We start from the raw sequence: 17,303 nt of genomic DNA, 5'->3' as shown, positions 1-17,303 counted from the left end.
GATCAGGCGGCCGGTCTCACGGCCTGCATCTCTTCATACATGCGCGCGGCGGCATCGCCGGGCGATTGGCTGCCGGTGATCAGGCGGCCGACGATGGCGAAGCGGCGCTTGCAAGCGGCCGCCGCCGCGAACGAGGTTTCGATGCTGCCGCCCAGTGCGCCGAAGCCCGTCAGTACCGTCAGCGGCGCGGAGACATTGGATGCGATCCATTTCGACCATCGCTTGATCTTTGCGACGTCGTGGGCGGGCAGAACGAAATGATCGGCCTTGTTCTGGACGGCGCGGGCAAGAATGCGATCGAGCGCGTCATCCAGCATATAGCCGCCACCGGAAACACCGTAATCCGGCACCGGAATTTCGCCGCCGACGAATGGCGTCAGTCCGGCGCGAATGGCTTCGCCGACAAACTGGTCGACGGCGGTCGGGCCGGCGACCGGAAACAGGATCAGCCCGTCTACGTCGGCTTCCTTGCACAGCGCCGTGTATTTCTTGGCCATATCCGGCATGTCGGGGCCGGCCTTCTGATGATCATAGAGGATCGGCAAATCGGTGAGATCTCGCAGGCGTCGGACCGATTCCCGCAAGCCGAAGTGAAGCACCGAGGTGAGCCCGAGCTTGTAGCCTGCGACGCCATCGCGTTTGGAGGTCTCGCGCACGACGCGTTCAAGGTGCTCGTGGGAATCGATATCGAGCGCCGGTATGATGCCCGTGTCACCCCTGAGTTTCTTTGTCATGAAAGCCTCTTTAGTCAGCTCAATCTCAAGCTAGGCAACTCACTGGCGATCCCCAAGGTCCGCACCATGACACGTTGATGGTACCAGCCACGGCTGGGTCCATAACGGCAGCGCAACAACTACTGATAGGAGACTTTGCGCATTGCAGTTCTGCGCCGCCCGGTCGCGGCCAGGCGCGCCAGCGCGTCTGCGAGGATCTGCTCCTCGACATCGCGTCCGATCAGGACGACGCGATTTCGCCGCGCCTCATCCGGCCACGCCTTGAGATCGACCGGTCGATGCAGCAGGCCTTGCACCGCGTGCAGCACGGTCGGTTGCGCCGTGTCCGCAACGTTCAGCATCGCCTTCATCCGCAGCAGGGTCGGCCCGAGCAGATTGATGGTATGGTCGAGCCAGTCCTCGAGCGCATCCGGTTCGATCGCGCCATCGAAGATCAGCGAGGCGGTCGCGATCGCCGCAGGCTCCGGCGAACAGATCAGGTGAGGTTTGGCGAGCGCGCGCGGCAGATCGAGAATTTCCGGCCAGAATGCCGGCATCGTCACCGTTCCCGGCTGAACCAGACATTGCCTTGCATGTGGATTGAGTAAGGTCAGTTTCTCCTGCACGCGTCGGGTCTCGCCCGATGTCGCGATGTCCGTCTTGGTGAGCAGCAGACGGTCCGCGAGCGCGGCCTGCATCCGCGCCTCCGGGTGCTGATCGGCCGCTCCCATGAACGTTCGCACGTCGATCGCGGCGACGACGCCGGCAAGTTCGAAGAAGCGATTGAAGAGCGCGTCGGCGATCAGGCCCTCGAGCAGTGGCGCGGGATCGGACAATCCGCTGGTCTCGACCACGACGCGCTTGAACGGGGGCAGGTCTTGTTGGCGCGCGCGCCGCATCAGATTGGCCAGCGCCGGCGCCAGCGCGCCCTTGGCGCGGCAACAGAGACAGCCGCCTTCCAGCATCGTTATGGAATCAGAGCCTTGCTCCACCAGCAGATGATCGAGGCCGACGTCGCCGGCCTCGTTGATGACGACGGCGGTATCGCGAAAATCCGGCCTCGCCAGCAGCGCATTCAGCATCGTCGTCTTGCCAGCGCCGAGAAAGCCGGTCAGCAAAACCAGCGGAATGCGGTTCATGCGTCGATCTGTTTGTGGAGCAGGCGGATCGCCGCCGCCACCGCTTCCAGCCGAACGTTGTCGCGGCCGCCGGGGAAGACGTGCCGCTCGGCAAGAAGGGGTGCGCCTTTGCGGGCCGCGGCGATGAAGATGGTGCCGACCGGATTCTTCGCATTGCCGCCGCCGGGACCGGCATAGCCGGTGATGGCAACGGTGACCGCCGCGCCGGAATTCGACAAGAGCCCTTCGGCCAATCCTTGTGTGACTTCGGCGCTTACCGCGCCGTGTTCTTTAGAGACGTCTTCGGCGACGCCGAGTCCGGTCGCCTTGGCCGTTTCATGGTAAAGCACGTAACCGCGATCGAAGATCTGCGAAGCGCCGGACACCGAGGTGAGGCAGGCGCTGACGAGGCCGGCAGTCACGGTTTCGGCGGTGGCAAGGCGCATGCCCTTTTTCTTCGCCGCGTCCAGCGCCGCAGCTGCCGATACGAGCAATTCCTCGGGGAAGATGGTTTCGCCGTCGTTCAGGAAGTGAGGGCGGGACGACATGGGCTCCACTCTTATCGTTGGTTGGTCGAAAGACGATTGTGTCGGGCCGGTTTGAAGTCAACTGCCGGCCGGGCGTGGTTCCAGAAGATGGTTATGAACTGGACCCGAACTTGCTGTGGCGCCAGATTTGGTCTTTGCTGGAGGCGTCAGATTTCGAGCCACCCATGCTGATTACCGTCGACCGCGACAGCCCTGAAAGCCTGCAAGAACAGATCTTCTCGCGCATTCGTGAGCAGATCGTCTCCGGCATCCTGCGGCCGGGCATGCCGGTGCCGTCGTCGCGCATCCTGGCGACGCAGCTCCGGGTGTCACGTAACTCGGTGATTTTCGGCTATGAGCGCCTGATCAACGAGGGGTACCTCGTCGCCAAGCCGATGATCGGGACCTTCGTCACCGACGTGCTGCCCGATCTGGCGGTCGACACCAGCCAGAACGATGCCCCGGCGGGTTTTCACGAACCGTCGGAATCGCGCCGGACGCCGGTGTTCTCCGGACGGCAGCACGCCATTCTCAATAATTCGAATATCCCGATCGATTTCTGGACCCAGCGCACCGACCCACGCGCCTTTCCCTTGAAGACCTGGCGGCGGCTCGTCATGCAATCCTTGGCGTCCGCGGGGCATAATCTGACCGAGTACGGCGACCCTTGTGGGCTGATGGCGCTGCGTGTCGCCATTGCCGAGCATATCGGCAACACCCGCGGCATTCAGGCGCGCCCGGAGCAGGTGGTTATCCTCGCCGGCGCGCAGCTCGCGCTCAATCTGGCGCTGCGGCTGCTTGCCTCGCAGGGTGATGAGATCGCGGTCGAAAATCCCTGCAATCAGGGCGCGGCCTATCTGTTCGAAAGCCACCAGATGCGGCTGAGGCCGATTGCGGTCGACCATGCCGGGATCGATGCCACCGCGGTCGCCGCCACCGACGCGCGGCTGGTTTACCTGACGCCTTCCCATCAGTTTCCGATGGGCGCAACGCTCTCGCTTGACCGACGGCGGACAATCCTGCGCTGGGCTCAGCGCACCGGCGCCTATGTGATCGAGGACGACTACGATAACGAATATCGTTACGATGGCGCGCCGCTGCCGGCCTTGGCGGCGTTGAACCCCGATCACGTGATTTATCTCGGCACGTTCTCGAAATCGCTGGGAGCCGGCTTGCGGACCGGGTTTGCGATTTTCCCCGAGCATCTGGTCGATGCGGCCGCGACCGCGAAGGCGCTGCTCGACAACGGCCAAGTCTGGCTCGAGCAGGCGACGCTGGCGCGTTTCATGCAAAGCGGCGGCTTCGTCCGTCATCTGCGGCGCTGCCAGCAACACTACTTCTCGCGGCGCAATGCTCTGATCAGCCGGTTGCGCGAACGTTTCGGCGATGTCGACCTGCTCGGTACCGAAGCCGGTACGCATATCGGCTGGCGGCTGCCGCCATCACTGATGCCGGCGCATAATGTCAAAGCGATCGCGCGCACACGCAATATCGGCGTCTACACGGTGCAGTCCGGCGGCGGCCACGAATATGACGGATCGCATTTTGAAACCAATTGGCTGTTGCTCGGCTATGCCTCGCTGTCGGAGGATCAGATTAAGGCCGGTATCGATCGGCTCGAAGAAGCATTGAAGTCGAGCGGGGCGCTGCGCAGTAGCGCCAATCTTGCGCGGACGCCGCTGGCGCCGACCTGAAACGCGCCGTTCTCCGAAAGCTGCGATTTAGGTCGAGACTTGCGCCGCCGCCTTGCGCAGGCATTCGCGGCATAGGCAATCCTCGCCGTCGCGCGGCATCGCCAATCGCACCTCTTCCTCGGCACACCAACACGTTTCCGATTGTGTACAGCTGAATGTCGTTCCGCATCGGGAACAGACGAGGCGACGCGACGGCGGCGTTTCTAAACGATTTGTCATGAAAGGTAACGAAACTTCGCCGCGTTTTTCATGTGTGGTTCATCGCTTCAGGTATCAGATGCACGCCTAATATACGCGTTGCGTCGCCCGTTGACAGCATGGGAAAATTCCGATGGCCCGCGATCCGCAAATGGCTTTGATGGCGCTCAACCGGTTCGGCTTTGGCGCGCGCGGCGGCGCGGCGGGCGATTTTCTCAGCGCCGCGTCCGATCCGCGCGGCTTCGTCAAGGCCGAGCTTGGTCGTCCCGGCGGCGCGCGGCTCGAAATGCCGGGACTGCCGGGCACGCCGGAGCTGGCGCAAGCCGTGTTCGCGTATCAGGCGGAAGTGAAGGCGGCGCGCGAGGCTGCCAAGGGCAAGCCGGCGGAGATGGCCGCCGTAGAAAAACCGGCCACGATGGAGGCGCCCGACAAGCCATCGGAAGCCAAGCCGGCGGATAGATCCATGGACGACAAAGCCATGGAAAAGTCTCCGGCCAACGCCGCGGCGCAGATGAACGAAGCCGCAGCGCCCGCCAAACCGCTTAACGTGATCCAGAAGACATTCCGTGCCGAGGCGCTGGCGCGCTTGCAGCGTGCGGTCGGGGCCGAGTGCGGGTTTGCCGAGCGGCTGGTGACTTTCTGGTCAAATCATTTCTGCATTTCCGCCGCCAAAGGCGAGCTGACACGGATCTGGGCAGGTGCGTTCGAGCGCGAGGCGATCCGGCCGCATGTACTCGGGCGCTTCAGCGAGATGCTGCGCGCGGTCGAGCAGCATCCGGCGATGCTGTTCTTTCTCGATAATCAGCAATCGCTGGGACCGGACTCCCGCGCCGGGCAGAACCGCAAGCGCGGCCTGAACGAAAATCTCGCCCGCGAAATCATGGAACTGCACACGCTCGGCGTGGGCGGCGGTTACACCCAGGACGACGTGACTTCGCTCGCGCGGATCATCACCGGTTGGACGTTTGCGGGGCGACGAGGGCAATTGGGAGCGCCCGGCACGTTCGTGTTCAATGCCAATGCGCACGAGCCGGGAGTCCAGACCCTGCTCGGCAAGAGCTATCCCGACACCGGCGTGTCGCAGGGCGAGAGCGCGCTCGCCGATATCGCGCGCCATCCCTCGACCGCGAAATTCATCGCCGGCAAATTTGCCCGGCACTTTGTCGCCGACGATCCGCCCGCCGCGCTGGTCGCGCGGTTGGAGGAAGTGTTCCGCAAGACCGATGGCGATCTTTTGGCCCTGGCGACCACGCTGATCGATTCCGATGAGGCGTGGGCCGGGCCGCTTACCAAGATTCGCAGCCCTTACGAGTATCTGGTTGCGACCGGCCGGCTGGTCGCTCGCATGCCGGACGATCCCGCTCGCTATCTCGGCGGGCTCAACCTGCTCGGCCAGCCGTTGTGGACGCCATCGGGTCCGAACGGATTCCCGGACAGCAACGCGGCGTGGGCGGCGCCGGAAGGCATGAAGTTGCGGCTCGACATCGCGGCGCAGGTCGCCTCGCGCCTTGGCGACAATGCCGACGCGCGCGAACTGCTGGAGCTGGTTGCGGCCGATGCCTCATCGCAGGAAACACGACGCACGATCGAGCGCGCAGAATCGCGGCAGCAAGCCCTGGCGCTGCTGTTGATGTCGCCCGAATTCCAGAGGAGATGACGGCAATGGAAACGACGATGGACTGCTGTGAAAATCGGCTCGTCACCTCGCGGCGCGCGCTATTGCTCGGCGGCGCAACCTTCGCGGCCTGGGCCTATTTGCCGAAGTTCGCGCGCGCCGCCGATGGGCGCGATCCGCGCCTTATCACGATTATTCTGCGCGGCGCGCTTGATGGGCTGGCGACGGTCGCGCCGGTCGGCGATCCCGATTATGCCGATTTGCATGGTTCGATCGCGCTCTCGGCGGATGGACCGCACGCCGCAACCATGCTGGATTCCTTCTTCGCGCTGCATCCCTCGATGCCGGAATTCGCGCGGATGTATCGTGACAAGCAAGCCGCCGTGATCCATGCGGTGTCGACGCCCTACCGCGACCGCTCGCATTTTGACGGCCAGGACGTGCTCGAGAGCGGCTTTGCCGGTCCCGGCCGCGTGCAGTCCGGCTGGCTCAACCGCGCGCTCGAAGGCTTGCCGAAAGGCGAACACGTCACCAGCGCCCTTGCGGTCGGACCTACCACGCCACTGGTGCTGCGCGGCGCGGCGCCGACGGTCGGCTGGGCGCCGGTGACCTTGCCGCCGGCAGCCGACGATACCGCCGCGCGCCTGCTCGATCTCTACCAGCATCGCGATCCGGCGCTGGCATCGGCTTTGTCGCAAGGTCTGCAACTGGAAAAAACCGCAAGCGGCGATGAGATGAAGCCAAAGGGCGGCGGCAACAACATCGCCATGATGCGTCAGGTGGCGCGTGGCGCGGCCAAGGTCATGGCTGGCGATGACGGGCCGCGCATCGCCGCGCTCGCCTTCGACGGTTGGGACACTCATGCCAATGAAGGCGGCCCGGTCGGACGGCTGGCGCAACTGCTGTCCGGCCTTGATGGTGCGCTTGGCGAATTCCAGAGCGGGCTCGGCGAGCGTTGGCGCGACACGGTCGTGGTGGTTGCGACCGAATTCGGCCGCACCGCCCGGATCAACGGCACCGAAGGCACCGATCACGGAACCGGTACCGTCGCGCTGCTCGCCGGCGGCGCCTTGAAGGGCGGTCGGGTGATTGCGGATTGGCCGGGACTAAAGGTCGCCAATCTCTACGAAGGCCGCGACCTGGCACCGACCGTCGATCTGCGTGCCGCACTCAAAGGCATCCTGCGCGACCATCTCGGCATCAGTGAAACTGTGCTGGCCAAGAACGTCTTTCCCGATAGCGCGCACGTGAAGCCGATGCAGGGGCTGGTGGGGTAATTACCAGACAGGGGTTGACGAGGTCATTCCGGAGCGATGCGAAGCTTCGAATCCGGAATCTCGTCATTCCGGGTCTGGTCCTTCGGACCATCCCGGAATGACGCTGTTACACCGTGATCTTGTCGATTTCGGCCATCTCTTCGGCGCTCAGTTTCCACGCGACTGCCTGGACGTTCTCGCACCTTGCCTTGCCGGGATCAGATCGTCGAGCGCCCGCAGCGTTTCGTCAATTGGCGTCAGTTCGTCGTAGTCGTGCTGCTGGTAGACATCGATATAGTCGGTCTTCAGCCGCTTCGACCGCAGACATGATGTACCGGCGGGAGGCGCCTTGTTGGGTGCCGTCATGGCTCATCGGCTTCGAGAATTTGGTCGCCAGCACGATGTCCTTACAGCGTGATGCCGAGGTCGAGCGCCTTGTGGATCACGTTGCGCGAGGCTTCGAGGTCGGTGCGCTGGCCAAAGTTGTTACAGCCGAGACCGACGGCCGAGACGCGAAGGCCCGAACTGCCGAGGTTGCGAATTTCCATCAATCATCCCGAACGTATCATTGATGCGCTCATTTTTGACCGCGGGGCCGGCACGCGCAAGCCGCGCGACGACCGAACGCGCCGGAAATACCAGGGTTGCTGGAAGCAGGGGACAAAAAGATGCGGCCCCGGTCAGACGCGGCGACTGACGGGGACCGCTGGGGGCGCGCGTGATCGTCGACGGGGGGCCTGATCAAACGCTCGTTGAGGCTAGTCCCGCATTGTAACGCAGCCATGACAGGCCGATTTATCCACAGCCGATATTCAACCTGCGGTTTCGCGGAGCTCGGCTGTTAAATTCCCCAGGATCCGGCCGCCTGCATTAAAATACCTTGCGGTAGACGATGAAGCCGGAGCGCTCGGCGAGCTTGTCATAAAGCGCCTGCGCCGTGCGATTGGTCTCATGCGTCTGCCAGTAGACGCGCGGAGATCCGGCCTTGCGGGCGCACGCATAGACTTCGCCGATGAGCGCTCCACCAACTCCCTGTCCGCGCGCCGCGCCGTCGGTGAACAGGTCTTGCAAATAACACACGGGCGCGATCGCGGTCGTCGAGCGATGGAAGAGATAATGCGCCAGTCCGACGAGCCGGTCGCCGCTTTCGGCCACCAGGGCATGCACCGGCTCGTAGGCATCGAAGAAGCGCGCCCATGTCATCTGCGTGATGTCGCCCTCCAGCGCGGTGTCGCCGGCACGGCCATAGAACGCGTTGTAGCCGTCCCATAGCGGCAGCCATTGCGCGTAGTCGGAGCGGGTGACGGGGCGGACGAGAAGGGAAGCGGACATGGCTTGATTCGGCGAAGGGACCGATCGATTTTAGCGGCGATGGCCGCGCGATCAACCGGATCTTCCCTGCTATTCGGCTGCGCGAAGATTCGAGAACGGGCCGCCCAACCGGTTCTTCCGCATCTGGCGATAATGCTCGGCATAGGCCGGATCGTCGGTGCGCCGCACGAGCTCGGTGACCGGCGTATAGCTCAGCATCCGCCCGCCGTCAGGCAATGCCGTACAGCTGAAGCGAAGCACCTGACCGTCGCTGAGATTGATGTTGATCGGCGTGGAATCGCCGGCGCGAACCAGCTCCATGCGGCGTGCAATGAAGCTGCTCAGCTCTTCCTGCGGCATCTCAAAGGCGCCGGTGTCGCGACCGTGATACATCAATGCGATGAACGGCGGCTTGCTGTCGGCCTTCTCGTCGGGCAGGGCGAAGTATTGGCGGAAGGCGCGGTTGATGAATTCGGCGCGGGTGTCGGAATCCAAGAGCACGATGCCGATGTCGACTTGATCGAGCGCAGCCGAAAGCCGTTCGGCCGTCGCATGATGGCGCCGCTCCCAGACCAGCGTGTCGACCAGCCGCTGTCGCAACAGGCCGGTCAGGATCGCTGTGCCGATAGTCGCGACCGCGAGTATCAGAAGCCGGGTCAACTCCGGCGCGGAGGCGGTGATCGGAACGCCATGGGCGGAAAAGAACAGCGCCGATGCGCTCAGCGCGAGGGCCGCGCTCGCAAGGCTCGAGCGAAGGCCTGCGAACGAGCCGGCGAGCGCCACGATACAAACGAACAGCGGCGCGGGGTTGGGAACGGATGACAGCAGATGATTGGCCGCGAACGCACCCAATGCCGTCGTGACGGTCAGGGCTGGTCCAAGAGTGGCGCGCCAGTCGAACTGCATCATTTGCACACAACAATGATGCTGCCAGTTTGATGGATTGCGCCGGGATGTCAGCGAGGTTTCTCGCCCTAACCTTAAAAAGCCGTTGACGACGTCCTGACAACTGTTCGGCGCTTTTGCATCGAATGGTACTGATTGCGAGGGAACCAGCTGCGGTTCGCAGGGTTAGGCTTTGCCCGCCCCATCCCCCTTGTCACGCCCAGCCCAGCAAAACTCGAAAGGAAGTCCATGCCCACGGTGCCGCCGGCAATTTTGCCAGTGTTGATGTTGTTCGGATCCAATATTTTCATGACGTTCGCCTGGTACGGCCATCTCAAATACAAAAACCATTGGTTGCCGGTTGTGATCCTGGTGAGCTGGGGCATCGCCTTCTTCGAGTATTGGCTGGCGGTGCCGGCCAATCGCTGGGGCAGCGCAGTCTATAGCGCCGCACAACTGAAGACGATCCAGGAGGTGATTACACTGGTCGTGTTCGCCGGCTTTTCGGTGCTGTACCTGAAGCAGCCGCTAGGCTGGAATCACGGGCTGGGATTTGGCTTCATCGCGCTCGGCGCGTATTTCATCTTTCACCAATGGTCGTAACGGCGGGCGAGTGAGCGTCCCCACCACGCGTACCGGTGGCGATCAAACATGATGCAGCCACCAGAATCGCCGCTACAAGCGCCGCCGTAACCAGTGTCGTCGGACTCTTCATCGTCACTCGGTCGCGATGCGGATCATCGCGTAAGCCCACCAAGACTGCACAGGCAACAAGCCGGCACACAACCAAAATGGCTTGATGAAATGATATCTATGCCGGCAGCGGCACTCCCGCGCCGACCTTGTGTGCCAGCACGGTGAGGGTGACCATCAGGCAAAGCGACATCGAGGCGATCGCCAGCGACGCCGCAACAGCGTCCATCAGGCGGGGTGATGCCACAGCGACCGCTGGGCAGCTAAAGCCTGCGGCGCCTGAAGACCGGGTCATGGTCCAAATCCTTAAAACCTTAACGCGGGCCAATCGCCTGCGCTCACGGGCGAATCACCCGCGCTAAGCGATTTTGTGACAGTTTTCGCTGGCAAGATTGCGGCGAAGGCTCGCAGAAAGCGGCAAAACAAGGGCGAAAAGTTCGCTATGCCCATTATCCCCGCAAGTCACCCCCATTTTCCCGCTGTTCGGCGTCCAGTTTACGAGTTTGCGGCCAGGTCGGTCGCCAACGTCAGCTCCGATCCGGCCGTGGGCGCCCAATCCATGGCGACAAAGCCGGGGACTTCCTCGACGCGCTTCAGCCAGGCGCGAACGGCCGGGAAGGCGGCAAGGTCGTAGTCGCATTGGTCGGCGACGTGGGTGTAACCGTACAGCGCGATGTCCGCGATCGTGAACTGGCCGGCGGCGAAGTAGTCGTGCGTTTTGAGATGGTTTTCCATCACCTGAAGCGCCGCGTAGCCACGCTCCATCCAGTCTTCCAGCGCATGAGTTTGCAGATCACGGCCGCCTCGGACCAGTGCAAGCCAGAAATAGGCCGCGCCGATATTGGGCTCCAGCGCGTGCTGTTCGAAGAACATCCATTGCAGCGCTTCGGCACGTTCGATCGGCGACTCCGGTGCCAGCGACGTTCCGCGCGCAACGTACCAAAGGATGGCGTTGGATTCCGCGAGGTAACGCCCCTCGGCGACTTCGAGCAGCGGAACCTGTCCGCTCGGATTTTTCGCCAGAAATTCCGGCGTGCGGCTTTCGCCGCGCAGAATATCGATTTCTATCGCATGATAGGGCGCATTGAGCAGCGCCAGGGCCAGGCGGACCTTGTAGCTGTTCCCGGACCGCTGCATGGAATAAAGATTGTACATTGCGAAACAGTTCGACCGTGATGCGCGGGCGGCTTCTCCTCCCGCAACTTGGCCAAACAATGATGCCGATGCGGATGCGCCGCAAGGGTTGAAACTGGATTAGGTCAAAAACATCTACCGCAGTGCAACGACGAGCAACAACTTTCCAACACGTTGCAACAAATCAGATCACACTTGCGATAGTCCAAGTAACCTGGTGACCCTTTCCAACCCTCGTCGGCGCCAATGCTGCGAATGCTGGAATCAATGGACCACCAGCAACTATCGCTTTTCAGGGGTGACGTTCGCATCGCAACGCGGCTACGGGTAAGCGAATGTCGAATCCGCTTCGCTGGCGACGTGGTCGCGTTGTCGATACAGGCGCCGCAGCACCAGCGCGAACAATGCGAGTGTCGCGAGAAGGCCGAGCGGAATGCTGGTGAGCCCGGCCACGCTGCGGGTGAGCAGTGGCATGATCCAGATCAGTGCCAGTAAGGTTTTGTCAAAGTCGCGCGCACCGTCTTCGTAGATGGCAAGGGTCAGGAAAGCGAGCGCCGGAGCGAGCAGCACGAGGTCGTAGTCCAGAAGATGCGGCGAGGTGAGCGCGGTCGCGCAAACCAGTAGCGCGGCCTTGAGTGCGCGATCGTTCGATGCTCGCCACGCCCATGCGGTCGCCAGCACGGCGAGCGCCGATACCACGCTCTGCACGGCATAAGCGAGCGGTACGCTGCCGCCCCAGAGCCGCACGGCGGCAAAGGCGCTTTGCAATTTTTCGAAGCCGGCGGCGCCCTGTTCCAATAGGACCTTCCGCGACGTGCCGGTCGAGCCAATGAACGCCGTCCAGCTATCGATGCCGAAAGCGAAGCAGGATGCAGCGATCAGCGTCACCACGGTCAGTGCAGCGGATACGATCACGCCCCAGCATCCGGCGGCGAGCAAGGCGATGGGGATGACGAGCGCAAATTGCGGCTTGTAGGAGAGAAGACCGATGCACAGGCCCGAGAGAACGGGCCGCTCCAGCGCCGCCAGCGCGGCGCCGAGAAGGCCTGCGGTCAGAAAACCGTTCTGGCCGTGACCGAGATTGATGAAGACGGCCGGATAGGCCGCCGCCACCGGCAACCAGTTCCGCGCGATGACCGGATTTCGTGGTCGCACTGGCGCGAGGATCGTCGCGATGACCGAAAGATAGAGCAGAAAGCCGCTCGCCTGAAACACGGCGAGTGCGAGCGGATAGGGCAACAGCGCAAGGGGGGCGGCGATGAGCAGGAACACCGGCGGATAATTCCAGCTGTAGTAGGGTGTCGCCTCGCCGAACAGGCTTTGCTCGCGGGCATAGTGCAGGGCGGGTATGTAGGCATTGGCCGCATGACCCTCGAGCGCCAGCGAGCCTGCGGCATAGAAGCTGGAGAAGTCGGTGCCGATGGGCTTGCCGTTATGGTCGATCAGACCGTCCGACAGCACGATCCAGCCGACCGTCGCCGCGATGCAGAGGCAGAGCAGGATCAGGCTGTAGGCGCGTGCACGCGCGGCCGTCAGCCAGTCGCCGGATCGCAGGCGTTGCCAGAAATGAGCCATTTTGCCGCTGAATTGTATGAATGTTGCGTGGAACGCTAGCCGTTGCCGTTTAACGATCTCTAAAGTTTGGCCCTTTCGGGCCAAGCTTCTTGCGGTGCTGCGAGCACCGTTTTAGGGTGCCAGACATTCCATTCACATCGAGTCGTGCTGTCTTTGAACACACGACGTTTGCCGGGAGATCATGATGCCTTTCCTGTCCGCCGCACTCGACCGCGTGAAGCCGTCCGCGACCATCGCGGTCACGGATAAAGCGCGCGAGCTGAAAGCGGCGGGACGCAACGTGATCGGTCTCGGCGCCGGCGAGCCTGACTTCGACACGCCGGCCAATATCAAGCTTGCGGCGATCCATGCGATCGAGGCCGGAAAGACCAAGTACACCGCGGTCGACGGCATTCCAGAGCTCAAGCAGGCGATCGTTGCCAAGTTCGAGCGCGAGAACGGCCTGTCGTACAAGCCGAACCAGATCATCGTCGGCACCGGCGGCAAGCAGGTGCTCTACAATGCGCTGATGGCGACCATCAATCCGGGCGACGAGGTGATCATTCCCGCGCCGTACTGGGTGAGCTATCCGGAAATGGTGGCGCTCGCCGGTGGCGAGCCGGTCTCGGTCGTGTGCACGGCGGAGCATGGCTTCAAGCTGCAGCCCGAAGCGCTGGAAAAGGCGATCACAGCGAAGACCAAGTGGATCATTCTCAACTCGCCCTCGAACCCGACCGGCGCGGCCTATACGCGCAACGAGCTCAAGGCGATCACTGACGTGTTGGTGAAACATCCCCATGTCTGGGTGATGACCGACGACATGTATGAGCACCTGGTCTACGACGACTTCGTGTTCACGACGCCGGCGCAGATCGAGCCGAGGCTCTACGAGCGCACGCTGACCGTGAACGGCGTCTCCAAGGCCTATTGCATGACGGGCTGGCGCATCGGTTACGCCGGCGGGCCGGTGCCGCTGATCAAGGCGATGTCGACGATCCAGTCGCAATCGACCTCGAACCCGTCGTCGATCGCGCAATGGGCGGCAGTCGAGGCGCTCAATGGTCCGCAGGATTTCATCCCGGCGAACAACAAGGTGTTCAAGGAGCGGCGTGACCTCGTGGTTTCGATGCTGAACCAGGCCAAAGGCATCGATTGTCCGCGGCCGGAAGGCGCCTTCTACGTGTACCCGTCCTGCGCCGGCACCATCGGCAAGACTTCGCCGTCCGGCAAGGTACTCGCCAACGACCAGGATTTCGTCACCGAACTCCTGGAAAGCGAAGGTGTGGCGGTGGTGCAGGGCTCGGCGTTTGGCCTCGGACCGGCGTTCCGCATCTCCTATGCTACCAAGACCTCCGACCTCGAAGACGCCTGCAAGCGCATCCAGCGCTTCTGCGGCAATCTGCGCTAGGCACGCGGTCGTCTCGCGTGTCCCGGACGCGGTCCAGCGTGTCTTAAGCGGTGCGCCGCAGATCCGGGATCTACGTGGTTAACGTGGGCCCCGGATCAGTAGCGCACGACTTCGTTCTGCGCAGGAACTGGAGCAAGCCGAAAACTTGTGCCATAGAGAAGGCACCTGCCCGGGGCAGGGCGCTCGTTCATTCTCGGCTCGCATCACACACTTTTCAGTCGGAGACTTTTCACATGCGTCGTTTGATCATCCTTGCCGGCATGGCCGCCGCGCTGACCGGCTCAATCGTGGGCGCCAGTGCCCAGGAGAGGGTTCAGGTCGGCGTGCTCGAATGCCGCGGCGGGGCCAGCATCGGCTTCATCGTCGGCTCGGTTACCAATCTTGGCTGCGTGCTGCGGATCGACGGCATACCGGAAGACCGCTACGTCGCGACCATCCGCAAGGTCGGCGTCGATCTCGGCATTACCCAGGAAACGGCGCTTGCCTGGGGTGTGTTCGCACCGACCAGGCGGCTTGGGCCGGGCGATCTCTCCGGCAATTATGCCGGCGCGCAGGGCAGTGCCACGATCGGGGTGGGCGCCGGCGGCAATGTGCTGGTCGGAGGCTCCAATAATTCGATCGCATTACAGCCGCTGAGCTTGCAGGGCCAGGTCGGTTTGAGCGTCGCCGCGGGACTTGAGAGCCTGGAACTGCGCCCGGGACGATAATTGCAGATCATATCCGCTCCGCCGCCTTGGGCGGCGGAACGATTCTTTGGTCGATGCACCGCAGCGATTTTCTTCCTTGCCAAATCTGTGACGGAGGAAGAGCATACACTGTTGCCGACCCAATCACGGGCCGAGCTCCACAGAGGAGGCGGCAATGGGACAGGACGTCAGAAGTCCCCGAGGTCCACGGTGCATCGCGCTGGTGGGCCCTTTCCAAAGCGGTAAAACCACACTTTTAGAAGCGATATTGGCACGTACGGGCGCGACCACGCGCGCCGGCAGCGTTGACGCCGGTACGTCCGTTGGCGATTCCAGCGCGGAAGCGCGCCGTCACAAGATGGGCGTTGGTCTGACAGCGGTCACTACCAGCTTCATGGGCGACAGCTACACTTTCATCGATTGTCCGGGCTCCGTTGAATTCGCCCACGACATGCGTTCCGTGCTTCCCGCGGTCGATGCGGCGGTCGTTGTTTGCGAGGCCGACGAGAAAAAGCTGCCGCAGCTCCAGATCATCCTGCGTGAACTCGAAGAACTGAACATTCCGCGTTTTCTGTTTCTCAACAAGATCGACCGCGCCAACAAGCGCATCCGTGAGACGCTTGCGACCCTGCAGCCGGCGTCGAGAATCCCGCTGGTGCTGCGCCAGATCCCGATCTGGAACGGCGACCTGATCGAGGGCTTCGTCGACCTGGCGCTCGAGCGCGCGTTTGTCTATCGCGAGCACAAGGCGTCGGAAGTGGTGGCGCTCGATGGCAGCAACCTTGACCGCGAGAAGGAGGCGCGCTTCTCGATGCTGGAGAAGCTTGCCGATCATGACGATGCGCTGATGGAGCAATTGCTCGAGGACATCACGCCGCCGCGCGATGCCATATTCGACGACCTCGCTCGCGAGCTGCGCGAAGGGCAGATTTGTCCGGTCTTGCTCGGCTCGGCGGCGCGCGAGAACGGCGTGCTGCGCCTGATGAAAGCGCTGCGGCACGAAGCGCCTGGCGTTGCCGAAACCGCCAAGCGGCTCGGTCTTGCAGCCTCGAAAGAAGCGCTAGCTTACGTCTTCAAGACGGTGCATCTGCAGCATGGCGGCAAGCTGTCCTTCGCGCGCGTTCTCTCCGGACGGCTCGATGACGGCGCGACGATCCATGCCTCGTCCGGCGAAGCGGGCCGGATATCGGGCGTTTCAGCTTTGTATGTCGGGCAGGACAACAAGCGGCCATCGGCCGAGGCCGGCGAAACGGTCGCGCTCGGCAAGCTCGATACGGTCAAGACCGGTGATACGCTCTCGACCGGAAAGACCGCGCCGCAGGCGCTGGTCCATGTCGAACCATTGCCGCCGGTGCTGGCGCTCGCGGTGGCGGCCGCCGACCGGAAGGACGATGTCAAGCTCGGACAAGCCCTGCTGCGCTTGAACGAGGAAGATCCGTCCCTGACCATGGTGCAGAATCCGCGTACCCACGACACCGTGTTGTGGGGCCAGGGCGAAATGCACTTGCGCGTTGCGCTCGAACGGCTGCGCGACCGGTTCGGCGTCAACATCAAGTCGCATGCGCCCGCGATCGGCTATCAGGAGACCATTCGCAAGCCGATCACCCAGCGCGGCCGGCACAAGAAACAGTCGGGCGGTCACGGCCAGTTCGGTGACGTCGTGCTCGATATCAAGCCGATGCCGCGCGGCTCTGGTTTCGAATTTCACGAGAAGGTTGTCGGCGGCGCGGTGCCGCGCAACTACATCCCGGCGGTCGAGGAGGGCGTCGTCGACGGCCTGTTGCGGGGGCCACTTGGCTTCCCGGTGATCGATGTCGCGGTGACGTTGACTGATGGCTCCTATCACAGCGTGGATTCCTCGGACCTTGCGTTCCGTACCGCGGCGCGGATCGGCGTCAGCGAAGCGCTGCCGCAATGTCAGCCGGTGTTGCTTGAGCCGATCCACATCGTCGAGATCGTCTGTCCGACCGATGCGACCGCAAAGATCAACGCCATCCTGTCGGGACGCCGCGGACAGATTCTCGGCTTCGACACCCGCGAGGGATGGCCGGGGTGGGATCGTGTTCGCGCGACGATGCCGGAGGCGGAGATCGGCGAATTGATCGTGGAACTGCGATCGGCAACCGCCGGTGCCGGCAGCTTCACGCGGCAGTTCGAGCGCATGGCGGAAGTGACGGGCAAAGCGGCCGACCAGATCATCGCCGCCCATCGCGTCGCGGCCTAGTTCTGCGCTCCGTGCCTTGCGCGCCGCTCTTGCTTCGGCAATGGCGGCGCGCATTTCTGTTCTGATCCTCCTTGAAGTTTCCTTATGCTCGATTCACGCCGCAACATTGCGCTGGCCTGCTCGCTGAGTGCGCTCGCCGGCTATATCGACGGAATCGGCTTCCTTCATCTCGGCGGGCTGTTCGTCTCCTTCATGAGTGGCAACTCGACGCGAATGGGCGTGAGCCTCGCGGAGGCGAACTGGCAGGCCGCAGCCAATGCGCTCGGTTTGATCGTGTTGTTCGTGGC

At 63.0% G+C, this 17,303-nt stretch carries 17 protein-coding genes and 1 pseudogene; 8 read left to right on the top strand and 10 right to left on the bottom strand.

Translation table 11 applies throughout. From position 1 onward, the window contains the following. Nucleotides 1-2: 2 nt before the first annotated feature. The 3 genes from VFL62_RS20140 to VFL62_RS20130 all read right to left on the bottom strand — a co-directional run bounded on the left by VFL62_RS20140 (nt 3) and on the right by VFL62_RS20130 (nt 2,379). Nucleotides 3-734, bottom strand: a complete 732-nt coding sequence (locus VFL62_RS20140) for an orotidine 5'-phosphate decarboxylase / HUMPS family protein (RefSeq protein WP_325174138.1) — start codon at nt 732-734, stop codon at nt 3-5. A 119-nt stretch (nt 735-853) separates the two neighbouring features. Continuing rightward, nucleotides 854-1,852 carry a GTP-binding protein gene (locus tag VFL62_RS20135; RefSeq protein ID WP_325174137.1) on the bottom strand — a complete coding sequence of 333 codons (999 nt, stop codon included), beginning with the start codon at nt 1,850-1,852 and terminating at the stop codon, nt 854-856. After that, complete coding sequence (locus VFL62_RS20130) at nt 1,849-2,379, bottom strand: CinA family protein (protein ID WP_325174136.1); 531 nt, start codon at nt 2,377-2,379, stop codon at nt 1,849-1,851. Before VFL62_RS20130 ends, VFL62_RS20135 begins: the two co-directional genes overlap by 4 nt. A gap of 164 nt (nt 2,380-2,543) precedes the next feature. Between VFL62_RS20130 and VFL62_RS20125 the strand changes: the two genes are divergently transcribed. The 3 genes from VFL62_RS20125 to VFL62_RS20110 all read left to right on the top strand — a co-directional run bounded on the left by VFL62_RS20125 (nt 2,544) and on the right by VFL62_RS20110 (nt 7,142). Continuing rightward, nucleotides 2,544-4,052 (top strand): PLP-dependent aminotransferase family protein, encoded by a 1,509-nt coding sequence (locus VFL62_RS20125; protein ID WP_325174135.1) that lies wholly within the window; start codon nt 2,544-2,546, stop codon nt 4,050-4,052. A gap of 331 nt (nt 4,053-4,383) precedes the next feature. Next, the gene (locus VFL62_RS20115; RefSeq protein ID WP_325174133.1) at nt 4,384-5,907 is read left to right on the top strand and encodes a DUF1800 domain-containing protein; all 1,524 of its coding nucleotides are present in this window, start codon (nt 4,384-4,386) and stop codon (nt 5,905-5,907) included. Further along, the gene (locus VFL62_RS20110; RefSeq protein WP_414644786.1) at nt 5,904-7,142 is read left to right on the top strand and encodes a DUF1501 domain-containing protein; all 1,239 of its coding nucleotides are present in this window, start codon (nt 5,904-5,906) and stop codon (nt 7,140-7,142) included. The genes VFL62_RS20115 and VFL62_RS20110 overlap by 4 nt, the downstream gene beginning before the upstream one ends. Before the next feature lie 176 nt (nt 7,143-7,318). Here VFL62_RS20110 and VFL62_RS20105 read toward each other — a convergent pair. From VFL62_RS20105 to VFL62_RS20090, 4 genes and pseudogenes are all read right to left on the bottom strand, one after another. Next, nucleotides 7,319-7,669 (bottom strand): annotated as a pseudogene (locus VFL62_RS20105) (aldo/keto reductase); the annotation flags it as partial. 322 nt (nt 7,670-7,991) lie between these two features. Further along, nucleotides 7,992-8,453 (bottom strand): GNAT family N-acetyltransferase, encoded by a 462-nt coding sequence (locus VFL62_RS20100; protein ID WP_325174131.1) that lies wholly within the window; start codon nt 8,451-8,453, stop codon nt 7,992-7,994. A gap of 69 nt (nt 8,454-8,522) precedes the next feature. Continuing rightward, nucleotides 8,523-9,338, bottom strand: coding sequence for a PAS-domain containing protein (locus VFL62_RS20095; RefSeq protein WP_325174161.1), 816 nt, complete (start codon nt 9,336-9,338; stop codon nt 8,523-8,525). Nucleotides 9,339-9,412: 74 nt separating this feature from the next. Continuing rightward, the gene (locus VFL62_RS20090) at nt 9,413-9,628 is read right to left on the bottom strand and encodes a hypothetical protein (protein WP_325174163.1); all 216 of its coding nucleotides are present in this window, start codon (nt 9,626-9,628) and stop codon (nt 9,413-9,415) included. Between VFL62_RS20090 and VFL62_RS20085 the strand changes: the two genes are divergently transcribed. After that, a complete protein-coding gene (locus tag VFL62_RS20085; protein WP_325174130.1) occupies nt 9,567-9,920 on the top strand; it encodes a DMT family protein in 354 nt (117 codons plus the stop codon). The two genes, VFL62_RS20090 and VFL62_RS20085, sit on opposite strands and share 62 nt — an antisense overlap. Nucleotides 9,921-10,128: 208 nt before the next feature. On the opposite strand, the gene VFL62_RS20080 is transcribed toward VFL62_RS20085, so the two are convergent. The 3 genes from VFL62_RS20080 to VFL62_RS20070 all read right to left on the bottom strand — a co-directional run bounded on the left by VFL62_RS20080 (nt 10,129) and on the right by VFL62_RS20070 (nt 12,719). After that, nucleotides 10,129-10,305: a hypothetical protein gene (locus tag VFL62_RS20080; RefSeq protein ID WP_325174129.1), complete on the bottom strand. Its 177-nt coding sequence runs from the start codon at nt 10,303-10,305 to the stop codon at nt 10,129-10,131. Between the two features lie 200 nt (nt 10,306-10,505). Then, complete coding sequence (locus VFL62_RS20075; protein WP_325174128.1) at nt 10,506-11,165, bottom strand: glutathione S-transferase family protein; 660 nt, start codon at nt 11,163-11,165, stop codon at nt 10,506-10,508. A 300-nt stretch (nt 11,166-11,465) separates the two neighbouring features. Beyond that, entirely contained in the window at nt 11,466-12,719 is a 1,254-nt protein-coding gene (locus VFL62_RS20070) for a glycosyltransferase family 87 protein (protein WP_325174127.1), read from the bottom strand. A 184-nt stretch (nt 12,720-12,903) separates the two neighbouring features. Between VFL62_RS20070 and VFL62_RS20065 the strand changes: the two genes are divergently transcribed. The 4 genes from VFL62_RS20065 to VFL62_RS20050 all read left to right on the top strand — a co-directional run. Further along, entirely contained in the window at nt 12,904-14,106 is a 1,203-nt protein-coding gene (locus VFL62_RS20065; protein ID WP_325174126.1) for a pyridoxal phosphate-dependent aminotransferase, read from the top strand. A 233-nt stretch (nt 14,107-14,339) separates the two neighbouring features. Next, on the top strand, nt 14,340-14,813 hold the full coding sequence (locus tag VFL62_RS20060) for a DUF992 domain-containing protein (RefSeq protein ID WP_325174125.1): 474 nt from the start codon (nt 14,340-14,342) through the stop codon (nt 14,811-14,813). Between the two features lie 154 nt (nt 14,814-14,967). Next, on the top strand, nt 14,968-17,016 hold the full coding sequence (locus tag VFL62_RS20055) for an elongation factor G (protein ID WP_325174124.1): 2,049 nt from the start codon (nt 14,968-14,970) through the stop codon (nt 17,014-17,016). Nucleotides 17,017-17,100: 84 nt separating this feature from the next. After that, the coding region (locus tag VFL62_RS20050) for a DUF1275 family protein (protein ID WP_325174123.1) at nt 17,101-17,303 on the top strand (203 nt) is incomplete at its 3' end.

The sequence above is a fragment of the Bradyrhizobium sp. genome (genome assembly GCF_035701725.1).
In the GTDB taxonomy this organism is placed as follows: Bacteria; Pseudomonadota; Alphaproteobacteria; order Rhizobiales; family Xanthobacteraceae; genus Bradyrhizobium.
This window is presented reverse-complemented; position numbering and strand designations above follow the sequence as displayed.